Source organism: Roseivirga echinicomitans (assembly GCF_001592935.1).
Classification (GTDB): domain Bacteria; phylum Bacteroidota; class Bacteroidia; order Cytophagales; family Cyclobacteriaceae; genus Roseivirga; species Roseivirga echinicomitans.
In genome coordinates, this window is sequence record NZ_LRDB01000006.1 from 19,714 (window position 1) to 34,765 (window position 15,052).

The following is a 15,052-nucleotide window of genomic DNA, read 5'->3' on the forward strand; positions in this document are numbered from 1 at the left end:
ATCAGAGTTATTAAATTCGTTTTGTTTTCCAACTCGTTCGCGGTTTAAAATACCCATGTACTGTGGCCCAAGGATAGTCGAGGTCATGATCAATTGAATCGCGAAGAATTCTTATTGTTCCAACAGACTCTACAGAATCAATATCAGATCCTGTATTGTACTTAGAAATAGTAAGGTTAAATGAATACTCACCGGGCATCAATACTTCTTCGAGCGACACCTCAAACTCATATTTACCTTTTTCAAGAGAAATAGATTTATAATTTTCATTAGGTGCAGCCATTGTTATGGTGTCTCCTAAAACATTTATAATATGAAGTCCAATTGATGCATCAGAAACATCCGTAAAAACCTCAATTTCAATTAATAAGGTAGGTTTTTCACCAAAAAAGAAATCCTCACAGCCTTGTTCATCTTTATATGGCAGGAAGCGTGTAAATCTTACTTCACCTGAGCCATGCAAGCTTATACCCTTAGGTATATAACCATCGCCAGTTTTGGCCAGTGAATAGGCAGATAAATAAGTACTGATAGTATCTCCTGTTTCACCAAAACTATGCACTTTTCCCTTTTCCAAGAAAATAGTCTTTTTACAAAGGGCCTTAATAGTAGGCATATGATGGCTGACAAAAATAATCGTTCGTCCACCAGTATGTCCTAATTGGTTCATTTTACCAATACACTTTTTCTGGAAATCGGCATCACCTACTGCCAATACCTCATCTACGATAAGTATATCAGACTCCAAATGTGCAGCTACTGCAAAAGCCAGGCGTACGAACATTCCAGATGAATATCGTTTCACAGGTGTATCTATGTATCGCTCTACCCCTGAGAAATCTACGATTTCATCAAATTTCTTTTTAATCTCTTGATGGCGCATCCCAAGTATGGCACCATTGAGAAACACGTTTTCTCGGCCTGTTAACTCAGGGTGGAAGCCTGTGCCCACTTCCAATAAGCTGGCTACTTTTCCTTTTATTTTAATATGTCCAGTGGTAGGATGAGTAACTTGAGAAAGAATTTTCAAGAGTGTACTCTTACCAGCACCATTACGCCCAATGATACCAACAGAATCACCTTGCTCAACTTGAGCTGAAATGTCTCTCAAACTCCAAACAACATTGCTACTTCCCTTCTTAGTTCGATCGTTTTCCTCTCCTATTTTCAGAAATGGATCTTCTTTTCCTCTCTTTAAAGCCCACCACCTGGATATATCATTAGAGAAAGACCCCGTATTAAAAACACCTAGTTGATAGGCTTTGGAAACATTTTCTATACTAATAGCTACACTCATAAGGCTAAATTGTGTCAACAAATGTTTTCTCGTATTTATTAAAAGCGTAAACACCAACAAATAACATAATGACGGTTGCAATTATCATATACAGAATATTCATTGTTGAAAACGAGCCCGTCCCAAAAAATGCATGGCGAAATAATTCAATGGGAAAGGTCATTGGATTGAAAGAAACCATCAACTTGAATTTACCTGAAATACTGGATAATGGAAAAACGACTGGTGCCAAGAATAATCCTAATTGTAAAATGTAACCCAATAACATAGAAAAATCTCTATACTTTGTAGCTATGGCTGCAACCAACAAACCTAAACCAACTGCCTGAAAAGAAACTATTATAATAAGGAACGGTACCAATAAAATAGCAGGAGTAAGACTAATTGTATCTGATGTAAACAAGTAATATACAAAGATCAATATGAGCAATAATAATTGCACCCCTAATCTCAGCATACTCGAAAACACAATACTCAGAGGCATTATTAAACGAGGAAAATATACTTTGCCAAACATCGCTGCATTCTCCAAAAGTACACCACTGCACTTTGTTACGGTCTCAGTGAAATAAGACCAGATCATTAATCCCGAAAGATAAAATAATACTGGAGGTACTCCATCGGTAGACAAGCCTGCCACCTTACCAAAAATAAAGAAATACACGATGGTCGCTACTATTGGTCTTATGAAAAACCAAATAGGGCCGAGAATTGTCTGTTTATAAAAGGCTACAAAATCCCTTCTTACCAATAACTTTAGGAGATCCCTATACTGCCAGATTTTCTTGAAACTAGCACGCCCACGCTTATCATCGGCATCAATAACTAGATCCCACGTTTGTTCATTCATACTAAAAATTCTTACTTTTTTTGATCAACACCAGTATCTATTCTCCAATCAATAAGTTTCTTAAGGCCATCTCTTAATTCATATTTGTAGCGAAAGCCCAATTCTTCTTCTGCCTTTACGCGAGACCCGATTCTATTTTGAACTAAAGACCTTGCATCGTCAGCAGAATAGGGTTTGTATATCACCTTCAGTTCAGATTTTTTAAGATCGAGAATGGTGTCGCATAATTCTTTAATGGATGTCTGAACCTCGGTGCCGACATTATACATTCCGAATTTAGTATCGCTTTTTAATGCATTTACGTTACATCTAGCAACGTCTTCAACATAAATAAAATCGTAAGCCTGACTTCCATCACCATTAATGACTGGTGATTCATTGGCCTCTATTTTGTTTAGCATAATTGGCACTACGCCTGTATATGCAGCTGTCTGATCCTGATGCGGACCATAAACATTCATGTATCTTAGACCAATTACTTCTAGTCCATACCTATCATTGAACGCAGTACACATCGCTTCGCCAGCAATTTTCGAGGCTCCATAAAAATTTTTGTTATTAAAAGGGTGATCTTCAGTCATGGGTAATTCTACTGCATCACCATAAACTGAAGCAGAAGAAGACCATATTAATTTCTTAATATTATTCTTAACACAAGCCTCTAGAATGTTAAAAGTACCCTCAATATTTACGTGAAAAGCAGTTCTTGGGAAATCCTTACAATGTAATAACCACATGGCTGCAAGGCTGATTACATAATCTTTACCTGCCATGGCTTCATTAAGGATATCAACCTCCCTTATATCACCCCCGATAGGAAAAATAGAGCACCTTGAATCCTTTAACTGCTCATCTAAATAACTTCTTTGTCCTCTAGCAAAATTGTCATAAACAAGAACCTCTGCTATATCTTCTTTAAGCAGTTCTGCTACTACAAAACTGCCAATAAATCCTGCTCCACCAATAACCAGAATTTTTGAGCCTTTTAATTCCATATGAAATTTATTATTTATTAATTTTTTGTACCAGTTGTAACATTATTCAAATCAAAAAAACCAAGTCACTCCTTGTCAAGAGTTATTTCGTTTAATTTTTTTCTTAAAATTCCGAAAATCACCAAGCCCGTATAAGCCATAGCCCAAAGTATCCCAAAAACAATTCCAAAAATTACATACCGTATAACGGATGAGCTGTTAAAACTGCCAATCGGAGTTAAGGGCACATAAGCAGGTTCAAATACATTATAAAATGGAGTGTTCTCCAAAAGGTCAATCTTCATCATTTCAACTTTTGAAGCCAAGTCCGAATAAATACCAGAATATAAACTATAATTGGTTGAAAGGTTTTCCAAAGTGGTATTGGCCATTGATGTTCTACCACCATTATTCTGATCTTGAAATTTAGCCAGTGCCAATTGGCTTTCTATAAAATTAGTCTTTGCTGTATCTAATTGTTTTTTAGCCAACATAAGATCTCTCTGCTGTTTTCCCGTTCTAATTTCAATTGTCTGTTCAACTAGTTTTTCCAAAACAAGATTATTGAGCCTAGTGCTAAGTTTAGCCGTGGGCATTTCGGTTTCTATGGTAACCGGATTTACCCCTTCTATTTTCACTCTGCCCTTCAATTCCACCATTAAACCTATCTGTTCCATTGTAAGAGTTCTCAACGTATCTGTCGGTATTTTAACAGAACTCGAGTCCATATTGGATGTTGTGTTTTCTTCTCTTACAAAAAGGTCAAAAAAACGATTGGGTAGATTCTTAATTTTAGACACTGCTGTTCCTATAACGCTAGTCTTAGGTTGAATACGTTGTAAATAATCTGATATTGGAAGGTAACCACCGTGTCCCTCTGATAAAATTGGCTCATCCAACAAATTCAATAAAAATGGTCTACTCTCCATGATACCTGCGAATGATTCTATTCCTAATGAACTCGTAGTAGATGCCACTGGAGGCGCCATAAAAGCATCTAAGCTCAATGCCGCTTTAGGGGAGGGAGGAGCACCGCCTCCAGGGATAATGACAGATTTAGAAACGTAAAACTCCGAATAGTTATTGGCCTGTATAATTCCAATTATTAAAAAAACAAACCCAAAAACTACAACCCCTTTCCAGAAGGATAGCAGATACTTTATAATACCTAAAACTGAGATTTCCTCCGTTTCAATGGTCTTATGAATAAACTGATACTTTATACTCTGTTTATTCAGTCGAAACACATTCCTTAACTTCATATTATCGGTTGCTTACTGCCTCTATTAATAAATATGTTGATATGGTTGTGGTGATCAGAGAAATAACCCTATCAAAGTTAATTTTTTGACTTTCTGGTTTTAGCGGCACCTTGATGATTGCATCGGTAGTCACTTTTGGATAAAATTTAAAGAAAACAAATGACCTTACTCTGGCGATCTCCCCATTTGCATATTCAACATAGGCCCTACGTTTATCCGCCCTACGTTTAAAGCCCCCGGCAGTCTCTACATAGTCTAAAAAGGACTTTTCCTTCTTATATATTGCCTGAGTGGGTTGAAACACAGCACCATCAATCTCAACCAAAGAGGATCTAGACGGCACGAAAAGTATATCACCATCCAAAAGTTTTACATTATACTGAGATTCAGGGTTACTCATAATGTCCTCATAGGATAGCCCTATTTCCATTAATTGGACCACCTTGCCATTGATAACAAACTGCTTTGAAAGCTTAAAGTTATTTTGAACATCTATACTATCACTTTTCACACCTTCCTTAGAAGTCTTCCTATTTGAAATAATTCTTGCATTCTGAAGCTGCCCATATGAGTTCTTTATTTCATCATATTCTAATTTGGAAACAGTGGCCTCAAATTGAGCACTGCTAATAAATTCTGAAATGGATTTTTTTCTTTCATACTCAATGCTATCATTTTCATCGCTCACGTTCTTCACTTGTCTGTAAAGCTTCAAACCATTCAGGTTGGCAGTTGGCATATAGCCACCAAACCTAGAAACTAGGTCGGAAACGCGTGTGGTTCCTTGACTTATTATATATTCCCCAGGTTGATCAACATCCCCTTTGACATAAATTGATCTGCTTTTTCTTCTTACCCAAGTATCCCTGACATAGATATTATCGTTTTCTCTTAACACAAATTCTTCAATATTCCCAATCTCTCTAGGGACCTCAATGTTAAAGTAATCATACTCTCCAGAGCCGTTTTCATTCTTCAAACGAACAATTTCTATATTACCGCCTAAAGCAGAACTCTTAATCCCATTAGAAAGAACTATTGCATCCAAGATTGTCATTCCTTCATAATAAGGCAATGATCCCTCTCTGTTCAACTGCCCTGATAAGTTGATGAATTTTGTTTCTGTAATCTCTATCTTACTAGGAATATAAACCGAACTACTCTTTTGAATATTAACTTGCTCATAAGCTCCTTTACCAACAGACCTCACATATGGAGACAAGTCCTCATTCAACCTAAATACGGTTGCCCTATTCTGAAGAGCGTCACTTCTAACCCCACCTGCCATCTCAATCAAGTCATTTAAATTCATTTCTGGTTGCCATGAATAAAATCCAGGTCGCATGACAGCTCCAGAAATCTCTACTCTTTCAATATTGCTATCTTTTAATTTGCCTATCTCTATTATATCCCCATCATTCAAATCCTTTAAAGGAATATTCGGTTGAACTTCTCTTATGAACTGTGATGCACCATTTAACCTTTTAAGGATTAAAGAAGTGCTATCAGCACCTGCGGTATATCCTCCAGAAAAATTCAAAATATCATTTATCGTCTCCTCATTCTTAAGCTCGTAGATCCCAGGGTTTTTTATCGCCCCTTCAAGTTCAACCCTTCGGTTATAAGTACTCAGCACAATTACGTCTTGATCATTCAGAACGAATTCCTGATCGGTAAAGCCTTTAGAAATAAAATCATATAGATCAAATTCTCTAATTAATTTGCTAGACCTGTATATTTTAATATTTCTGAGTGTGCCATTGGTGGTAGGTCCACCAGCTTTATATACAGCACTAAATATGGTCGATGTGGTTGAAAGAGCATAAGTGCCAGGTTTTATTACCTCACCTAGAATATTCACCACAATTGATCTAGTATTCACTAAAGTTATGTCTAAAAAAACTGTTGGGTTGGCATAAGACAAGCCAACGTGTCTTTGACTTAATTTTTCTTTAATCAAAGCCTTAGCCGATTCGAACTGCAGACCTGCAATTGACACGGGGCCTATAAAAGGCAATTGTATTCGACCTTGCTGGTCTATTGTAAAACTATAACTATCTGTAGCTTCCCCATATAAAATAACACTCAGCCCATCTCCAATTCCAAGGACATAGGTACCAGGGACGGTCATCGAGTTATAATCCTGGAATGAAAATTCACTCTCGCGAAAAAGTTTCAGCCCAAAAATTTTCTCTTCGTCTGCTGTTAATCCGCTAGAAGAAACCTTTGATAATACCGAAAATGGATCGCTGGAGGTGGAAGCCTCCATACCTCTAATTCGGTCAACTATATTAAGAGACTCCGTGTAGCTAAAGCCCCCCTCTTGTAGCAATTTAGTTACGGTTTGATAATTATATCCAAGTTTCTTAGCATTTACCCAGAAGTCATTCAATTGGCCATCCGACATTAAATATACATTTTGCCCGCTGGACTGACTAACCTGAGCATCCAAACTAGATATAGTAACTATTTGAAGGCTTAGTATTAGCGAAAGGAAGCAAGCCGCTCTCCTTCCATATCTTATTAAAAATTTCATTCGATGAGAAATTAATTGTTGTCCTGATTTCATTACAGATTCTACAGGTTCACCCGGTTTTATGTATTCCTTGCTAGTTGTCTCTGAGAGTCGAAAATAAATAAATTAAATTTGTTGAGTTCAATTATCATGAGATTAGCGCTTCATGATATCTCCCAAAACATAAGCCCGCCTAAGAGGCCAAATATAACTACTTCTCGAAACAATCACCTTCTTTTATAAGGTGATTAAGCCCTATCTCTGCACTAATTTCAATTCCTAAGCTTACTATTGAAATTACTACTCTTCCTTTTTTTATTTTTCTTACCACTCCAGAGTTTCCAGAAAGTGCCCCAGTTTCAACAGTGACATGATCTCCAACTAAATAATCGTTATTCAGCACATCAGCTGCGGGATAATCGTTAAGAAAATTATTAATCTCTCTTATTTCATTGTCACGTATCACTGCTGGCTTACCTAACCATCGTACATTTGAAACTATGCCACTATCTTTAAGAATCTCAAGTCTCTCAGCATCATCTACCTTGGCAAATAAATATGAAGAAAAGACTGGTTCTACTACCTTCTTTTTTCTATCCGACCACTGCTTTAAAACTGTCCGTGTAGGACAATACACTTGATAACCCTTAGATGCCAATCTATCGGCAGATTTCTTTTCATTCCTTGGTTTGGTATAAAAAGCCGTCCAATATGGGTCTCTTTCTCTATTCATGCCAAATCAATAAGTGGTGGTTAGAATCAAAGACCATCTTAGAGGCCTCTTCTTGCGAATAGACCAAATACTGTATCTTTTTCGGCATCAACTCTTCAGCCCTTTTGATCAATTGGATCAGATAATGCAGGTCAGGATCCCCGATTAAAATGAGACTCACCACATCAGAATCTTTCCCCAATGCCAAATCACCCGTCAAATACACATCTTTTAAGTCACCGAGCTTTTCGATAATTTGATCCAAAACCTCTTGTAAACCTGTGTACTTTAACAAAATACTTCTGACCTCCTTAAACAAGGGATAGGATCTATTTGCTCTAAACACTTTTTTGTTACCAACGAAATCAGAATTCAACATACCCGCCTCTTCAAAACGGTTAAGCTCTAAACGAACCGAATTAGTACTCTCACTAAACTCTTCTGCCAGCCCCCTTAAATAGGCACTGGAATCTGGGTTAAGAAAGAAACGCAAAAGTAACCTAATGCGCGTTTTAGAAGATATGAGTGCCTCAAGCATTTAACAAAGTAGCTTCTTTTTAAATCAAAAACCCATTTGGGAAGATACAGCTTCGCCACCTGAGTCACATAATGATCCATTAATGAGTAACAAACTTACTCAAAAAAACAAAAACACAAAGCCGTTAACTGAATTAAAATGTTACCTGATTCCATCTGGAACTCATTGGTCAACCTAGATTCTTTTCAAAAAACTTTAAAATATTTTCAATGATAAAGTCTTGTTGATCCGCTTCCATTTCTGTGTGAATCGGAAATGAGATAACCCGAGAACATAAATCTTCAGTGATTGGGAAATCCCCTTCTTTATACCCGTAATAACTGTATGCTTTTTGAAGATGATTCGGGACTGGGTAATAAATCATAGAAGGTACACCTTTCTCTGCAAGGAATTTATTTAACGCATCCCTTTTCTCCGCACTTTTTAGCTTCACCGTATACTGATGGTATACATGGGTAGTGAAGTCTGCAGTAAGGGGCGCGTCTATTTCCGAAACCGTTGAAAAAACATCATTGTATCGCTTAGCTACCTTCTGACGAGCAGCGCTGTAGTCATCTAAGTATTTAAGCTTTACATTTAATATTGCTGCCTGAATACTATCAAGCCTTGAATTCACCCCAATCGAATCATGATAATAACGCTCGCTCTGACCGTGATTCACAATCATTCTTAGTTTAGCAGCCAGTTCATCATCATTGGTTGTAATTGCTCCTCCATCTCCATAAGCGCCCAAGTTTTTTGAGGGAAAAAAGGAAGTTGAACCAGCATCTCCAATGGTTCCAGCCTTAGCAACGGCCCCATCCGAGAAGGTATAATCAGCACCAATAGCTTGAGCCGTGTCTTCAAAAACCTTTAGATTTCTAGCTTTCGCTATTTTCATTATGCGCTCCATATCTGCACACTGTCCATACAAATGCACAGGAACAATAGCAACGGTGTTATCTGTGATTTTCGACTCCATGTCTTCAATATTCATATTGAAGGTGTCAGGGTAAACCTCTACAAAAACAGGTTTTAAGCCCAAAAGAGCAATAACTTCTACAGTTGCAACATAAGTAAACGAGGGAACTATGACTTCAGCACCTGGCTTAAAGGCATAGGCCATCATGATTACCTGAAGGGCATCCGTACCATTAGCGCAAGGGATTACATGCTTAACCGAAAGATAATCTTCAAGGTGCGCCTGAAATTCCTTTACAATAGGCCCATTGATAAATGTAGCCGTGTCCAGGACCTTACCAATCTCCTGTTGAATTTCGTCCTTAATTTTTTGATATTGGCCAATAAGATCGGCCATTTGAATTGGCTTCATATTTTATTTTTTACTAAATGGGTGAGAAGAAAGGGGTAGTTTAGCTAAAGGATGATAATCTCCAGTTAAACCAACAGGGGTTGCGTGCCTAATATTATAAACTAACTCAATTGCTTGTCGAGTTTCTTCAACACCATAACCGTTGCCAGCAAGTATCTCAGTGTACGAGGTTGTATGAAGATCTGTAAAACCTCCACTGAATTCTAATTCATCACCTTCAACGGTAATTGATCGAAAAGTTCTTTGTCCCTTCTCAACCACCTCTTTAGGAAGTACATTCTCGTCTATTGAAAGAAACCACCTTACGTTGGCCCTGTCCAACTCTAGAAAACCCGATGCTCTGTCATGTGTATGAACGTGGATTTTATTTGATTTAACGCCACCGAAAATCCAACTTAACATGTCAAAAAAGTGAACTCCTATGTTCGTTGCAATTCCACCAGACTTATCAACATCTCCTTTCCATGAGGTATAATACCAATGTCCTCTAGAGGTTAAGTATGTTAAGTCTATATCGTAAATTTTATCCTTTGGCCCCTGGTCTATTTTGTTTTTGAGGGCAATTATACTTGGGTGCACTCTTAGTTGCAGAATATTCCAAACTCTTTTCCCAGTCGCTTCTTCTACTTTACTAAGCGCATCAATGTTCCAAGGGTTTAATACTAATGGTTTCTCACAGATGGCATCAGAACCCACTCTCAATGCCGTTCTAATATGAGCATCATGTAAGTAATTTGGAGTACAGATACTCGTATAGTCAAGTTGAATACCTTTATCGTTCTTCAGCTTATAAATATGCCGATCGAACCTTTCAAACTCCACAAAAAAGTCAGCGTTTGGAAAGTATGAATCCATAATTCCAACACTATCAAAAGTGTCCAGAGCGGCTACTAGATTATTATTCGTTTCCTTAATTGCATTTAAATGCCTTGGAGCTATATATCCTGCTGCCCCGATAAGTGCGAAATTTTTCATATGTTTTTGGTCACTTGACCATTAGAAAGTGTGTATAATTCATTTGATTCTGGGCATTCGGCAGTACCCTTTTCATTAAAGTTGAGCCTATGCCCAAATTCGCTTATCCAACCGATTTGTCTTCCTGGGTTTCCAACAATAAGTGCATAGGGTAAAACCTCTTTGGTAACCACCGTTCCTGCACCGATAAAAGCGAACTGTCCTATATCATTACCGCAAACAATAGTGGCATTAGCGCCTATAGAGACACCTTTTCTAACCACAGTTCTCGAGTATTGCCCTCTTCTGTTTACTGCACTTCTTGGGTTAATAACATTAGTAAAAACCATCGATGGGCCCAAAAAAACATCATCTTCGCAGGTTACACCAGTATAAATACTCACATTATTTTGGACCTTCACATTATCGCCTAAAACAACCCCTGGGCTAACAACTACATTCTGTCCAATGTTACAATTCTTCCCGATGATACAATCAGTCATGATATGTGAAAAATGCCAAACCTTAGTACCTTCACCTATTTGACAGTTCTCATCGACTATTGCAGAATCATGTGCAAAATATTCCATATTAAATATTATAAAAATTTCTATACCACTCAATAAACGCTCCTACTCCATCTTCTAAAGTTGTTTCAGGCTTATAATCAAAATTATCAATTAAACCCTGAACATCCGCATAAGTAGCCGATACATCGCCAGGCTGCATTGGCATAAACTCCTTTTCTGCCTTCATACCCAACGCTTTTTCAATCGTTCTCACGAAATCGATCAGCTTCACAGGTGAATTGTTCCCAATATTGTAAATCTTATAAGGCGCCTTCGATGATCCAGGGTCGGGAGTTTTACCTGACCAACTTTCATTGCCCTTTGGAGGATTGTCATTTACTCTGGTGATCCCTTCAACAATGTCATCAATGTAAGTGAAGTCTCTTGACATTTCTCCATTGTTGAAAACTTGAATGGGCTTTCCATCTAAAATAGACTTCGTAAATAAAAACAGCGCCATATCTGGTCTTCCCCATGGCCCATAAACTGTAAAAAATCTTAACCCCGTTGTTGGCAACCCAAACAAATGACTATAAGTATGAGCCATTAACTCATTGCTTTTTTTACTGGCCGCATATAGGCTAATCGGATGATCTACATTATGGCTTGTAGAAAAAGGACGCGTTTCATTCAAACCATAGACTGAAGAACTACTCGCATACGATAAGTGCTTCACTTTATTATGCCTACAAGCTTCCAAGATATTTACAAAGCCTACAATATTACTGTCGACATAAGCCTTCGGATTTTCTAAACTATATCTGACCCCTGCTTGAGCGGCAAGGTGAATAACCTTATCGAAATTCTCTAGTTCAAATAAACGATTCAAGTTTTCAGCATCTTCTAGTTGACACTGGATGAAGCGATAGGAATCGAAGGTTGAACTTTGAACTAATTTATTATACTCAACTGCTTCTGGATTGATACCCGTATCTAATAACCTTCCATGCTTTAAACGGACATCATAATAATCATTAATTGAGTCTAGCCCAACCACCTCATCTCCTCTCTCAAGGAGCTTTTTGGCCAAATGAAATCCGATGAACCCAGCCGTTCCGGTAATTAGAATTTTTGCCATTTACAATCTAGCTGTAATTGTTTCTTTTGGAAGAAATGATTTCACATCATAAATGACAGCGTCTGGATCTACATTCTCAGGTCGCATCATAGAAAGAAATTCATTATGTGCCACAGCCAAGACAATCCCATCGTATGACTTCATGTCGAAATCAGACTCACTAACTAAGTCTAAGCCATACTCATGCTTCACCTCTTTAGGTTCGGCCCATGGATCAAAAACATCAACATTTACATCAAATTCTCTTAATTCCTGAATAATATCGATAACTCTTGAGTTACGAATATCTGGGCAGTTTTCCTTGAAAGTAATGCCCAAAACGAGCACTTTAGAATCTTTGATAACTTTCCCCTTCTTCATCAAAAGCTTAACCACTTGACTACCAACATAAGGCCCAATACTATTATTCAACCTTCTACCTGCCAGCAAAATCTGTGGATAGTATCCTGCTTTTTTTGCCTTTTGAGCCAAGTAATAAGGATCAACACCGATACAGTGCCCTCCAACTAAGCCTGGTCTAAATGGTAAGAAATTCCATTTTGTACCAGCCGCTTCGAGCACATCAACCGTATCAATACCCATCTTATTAAAGATCATTGCCAATTCATTAACGAAAGCAATGTTAATATCTCTTTGTGAATTCTCAATTACTTTTGCGGCTTCCGCCACCTTAATTGAAGCCGCTTTGTAAGTGCCGGCTGTAATTACACTCTTATAGAGCTGATCCACTGTTTCAGCTATCTCTGGCGTTGAACCAGAAGTTACTTTCAAAATCTTCTTTACCGTATGTTCTTTATCTCCAGGATTGATACGTTCGGGTGAGTAGCCACAATAAAAGTCCACATTGAATTTTAAGCCCGATTTCTTTTCTAAAACGGGAACGCAGTCCTCTTCAGTAGCACCAGGGTACACCGTAGATTCATATATAACGATATCTCCTTTTTTAAGCACCGTACTCACAGTTTCTGAAGCCTTAATTAACGGTGTCAGGTCGGGGTTTTGATCATCATCAATCGGGGTTGGAACTGTGACGATGAAAATATTACAGTCCTTAATATCTTCTAGCTTATTCGTATTGAAAAGACCTACTTCAGCATGTTGTTTCACCAATACAGAAGATAAAAGATCATTTTCGACCTCAAGTGTTCGGTCATGACCGTTATTTAATTCTTCAATTCTTGATTGATTGATATCAAAGCCAAAGACTTTATATTTCTCCGCAAAAGCTACTGCCAACGGAAGGCCAACGTAGCCTAATCCAATGATTGCAATTCTATTATTCGACATGCTAAAAATTTGTTCGGCACGAAATTAGGGATTATTAAAGATTCTTCAAGTGGAATAAAAAGATTCTTCACATAATAAATTATCACATTACTTTTTAACTCATACCACCTTAGGCTATTAACCCATAAACTTTAGACATACTTTCTTTAAAGCAGTTATCTTTGCCTTCTCAAATGAATAAGAATCAAATACTCTCACTTATAGGGAAGGAACTTCTCTCCGAATGGCGACAAAGGTATGCGCTTAACGGCATGATCCTCTACTTGGCAAGTACCATCTTCATTTGCTATATGAGTTTTGGATTAAAGGCGGGTGCCATAGACGCGATAACCTGGAATGCGTTATTCTGGATTATACTGCTCTTTACGGCAGTAAATTCAGTAGCCAAAAGTTTTATTCAGGAATCACGTGGAAGAGCACTTTACTATTATTCTATAGCTAGTCCTACGGAAATCATAGTTTCAAAAATCATCTACAATGCGCTTTTGTTATTGGTCTTGGCCCTGGTTGGCTTTGTTATCTATTCATTTGTGATGGAAAGAGCCAACGAAGAAGGAGCTACGTTTGACTTACTCTATTTTCTTATTGCCATAGTGCTTGGTTCACTAGGCTTAGCATCGAGCCTCACCATGATTTCAGGAATTGCCTCTAAAGCAGAGAATAGTACTTCTTTGATGGCCGTTTTGAGCTTCCCGGTCATACTTCCCATTATCCTCATGGTAATCAAGCTTTCTAAAAACGCCATGGATGGTCTTGACCGATCTGTAAGTACGGATGAAATTCTAATACTTGTGGCCATAAATGCAATTGTATTCTCGGTATCCTACTTGTTATTCCCTTATCTTTGGAAATCATAAAAGAAGCGCAACCATTCTGAGATAACTCTCGTCTAACCGCTTTCTTTAATTAACCAAAAAAGTTAATTGTCATGAAGAAAAACTGGTGGAAAGCCCTCGCCTTAATCTTGGTAACCTACACGCTATTGGCAGGCTTACTCATGGATGCCCCCCGCTTAAACATTCTAAACGAAACTATCCGAAACCTCCATTTCCATGTCACCATGTGGTTTGGAATGGTGATCCTGCTCACCGCATCGATGGTTTATGCAATTAAATATTTGCGATCTGGGCAAATCGCCTTTGACGATAAGTCGGTAGAAATGGCCAAAGCTGGAGCTTTACTTGGTAGTATGGGAATTATTACCGGAGCCGTTTGGGCAAATTATACTTGGGGAGAACCTTGGAGCGGTGACTCTAAGCAAAATGCTGCCGCTATCTGCCTTTTAATTTACTTCGCTTATTTGGTGTTGCGTAATTCAATGAAAGACGAACAGCAAAGAGCACGAGTAAGCGGTGTTTATAACATATTCGCTTATGCGGCAATGATCCCACTCCTCTTTATTTTACCAAGACTCGACCCTAATTCATTACACCCAGGCAATGGAGGAAACCCAGGCTTCAACGCTTATGACCTTGATAGTAAACTGAGAGTGATTTTCTATCCTGCTGTAATTGGATGGACATTGATGGGGGTATGGCTTGCCTCATTAAAAATTAGAACTCGACAAATTGAACGCGCTTTAGAAGATTAAATAATATGAAAAAATTTCTCACAGTCCTTTTCCTTTGCTTCAGCTTAGCTTCCGTAGCTCAAGAAATTACTAAAGACAGTTATACCGATCAGACCGTTGAAATGGCTGATACG

14 protein-coding genes are annotated in these 15,052 nt (G+C 38.0%); 2 read left to right on the forward strand and 12 right to left on the reverse strand.

Going from position 1 to position 15,052, the window contains the following annotated elements; genetic code table 11:
• Positions 1–10 precede the first annotated feature (10 nt).
• From AWN68_RS07385 to AWN68_RS07440, 12 genes are all read right to left on the reverse strand, one after another.
• Complete coding sequence (locus AWN68_RS07385; RefSeq protein WP_068413464.1) at positions 11–1,297, reverse strand: ABC transporter ATP-binding protein; 1,287 nt, start codon at positions 1,295–1,297, stop codon at positions 11–13.
• Between the two features lie 4 nt (positions 1,298–1,301).
• Complete coding sequence (locus AWN68_RS07390) at positions 1,302–2,147, reverse strand: ABC transporter permease (protein WP_068413467.1); 846 nt, start codon at positions 2,145–2,147, stop codon at positions 1,302–1,304.
• An 11-nt stretch (positions 2,148–2,158) separates the two neighbouring features.
• Positions 2,159–3,142 (reverse strand): NAD-dependent epimerase/dehydratase family protein, encoded by a 984-nt coding sequence (locus tag AWN68_RS07395; protein ID WP_068413470.1) that lies wholly within the window; start codon positions 3,140–3,142, stop codon positions 2,159–2,161.
• 65 nt (positions 3,143–3,207) lie between these two features.
• Positions 3,208–4,383 (reverse strand): hypothetical protein, encoded by a 1,176-nt coding sequence (locus AWN68_RS07400; RefSeq protein WP_068413472.1) that lies wholly within the window; start codon positions 4,381–4,383, stop codon positions 3,208–3,210.
• 1 nt (position 4,384) lies between these two features.
• Complete coding sequence (locus tag AWN68_RS07405; RefSeq protein WP_172796047.1) at positions 4,385–6,919, reverse strand: SLBB domain-containing protein; 2,535 nt, start codon at positions 6,917–6,919, stop codon at positions 4,385–4,387.
• A gap of 190 nt (positions 6,920–7,109) precedes the next feature.
• Entirely contained in the window at positions 7,110–7,631 is a 522-nt protein-coding gene (locus tag AWN68_RS07410; protein WP_068413478.1) for a UpxY family transcription antiterminator, read from the reverse strand.
• Complete coding sequence (locus AWN68_RS07415; RefSeq protein ID WP_068413481.1) at positions 7,624–8,148, reverse strand: transcriptional regulator; 525 nt, start codon at positions 8,146–8,148, stop codon at positions 7,624–7,626. The genes AWN68_RS07410 and AWN68_RS07415 overlap by 8 nt, the downstream gene beginning before the upstream one ends.
• Before the next feature lie 169 nt (positions 8,149–8,317).
• Positions 8,318–9,460 (reverse strand): DegT/DnrJ/EryC1/StrS family aminotransferase, encoded by a 1,143-nt coding sequence (locus AWN68_RS07420; protein ID WP_068413483.1) that lies wholly within the window; start codon positions 9,458–9,460, stop codon positions 8,318–8,320.
• Between the two features lie 3 nt (positions 9,461–9,463).
• The gene (locus AWN68_RS07425; protein ID WP_068413487.1) at positions 9,464–10,435 is read right to left on the reverse strand and encodes a Gfo/Idh/MocA family protein; all 972 of its coding nucleotides are present in this window, start codon (positions 10,433–10,435) and stop codon (positions 9,464–9,466) included.
• Entirely contained in the window at positions 10,432–11,004 is a 573-nt protein-coding gene (locus AWN68_RS07430; protein ID WP_068413489.1) for an acyltransferase, read from the reverse strand. The genes AWN68_RS07425 and AWN68_RS07430 overlap by 4 nt, the downstream gene beginning before the upstream one ends.
• Before the next feature lies 1 nt (position 11,005).
• A complete protein-coding gene (locus AWN68_RS07435; protein ID WP_068413492.1) occupies positions 11,006–12,061 on the reverse strand; it encodes an NAD-dependent epimerase in 1,056 nt (351 codons plus the stop codon).
• Positions 12,062–13,348 (reverse strand): nucleotide sugar dehydrogenase, encoded by a 1,287-nt coding sequence (locus AWN68_RS07440; protein WP_068413495.1) that lies wholly within the window; start codon positions 13,346–13,348, stop codon positions 12,062–12,064.
• Between the two features lie 173 nt (positions 13,349–13,521).
• Between AWN68_RS07440 and AWN68_RS07445 the strand changes: the two genes are divergently transcribed.
• Positions 13,522–14,205 carry a heme exporter protein CcmB gene (locus AWN68_RS07445; protein ID WP_172796048.1) on the forward strand — a complete coding sequence of 228 codons (684 nt, stop codon included), beginning with the start codon at positions 13,522–13,524 and terminating at the stop codon, positions 14,203–14,205.
• 71 nt (positions 14,206–14,276) lie between these two features.
• Positions 14,277–14,939 carry a cytochrome c biogenesis protein CcsA gene (ccsA, locus tag AWN68_RS07450; RefSeq protein WP_068413498.1) on the forward strand — a complete coding sequence of 221 codons (663 nt, stop codon included), beginning with the start codon at positions 14,277–14,279 and terminating at the stop codon, positions 14,937–14,939.
• The last annotated feature ends 113 nt before the right edge of the window (positions 14,940–15,052 follow it).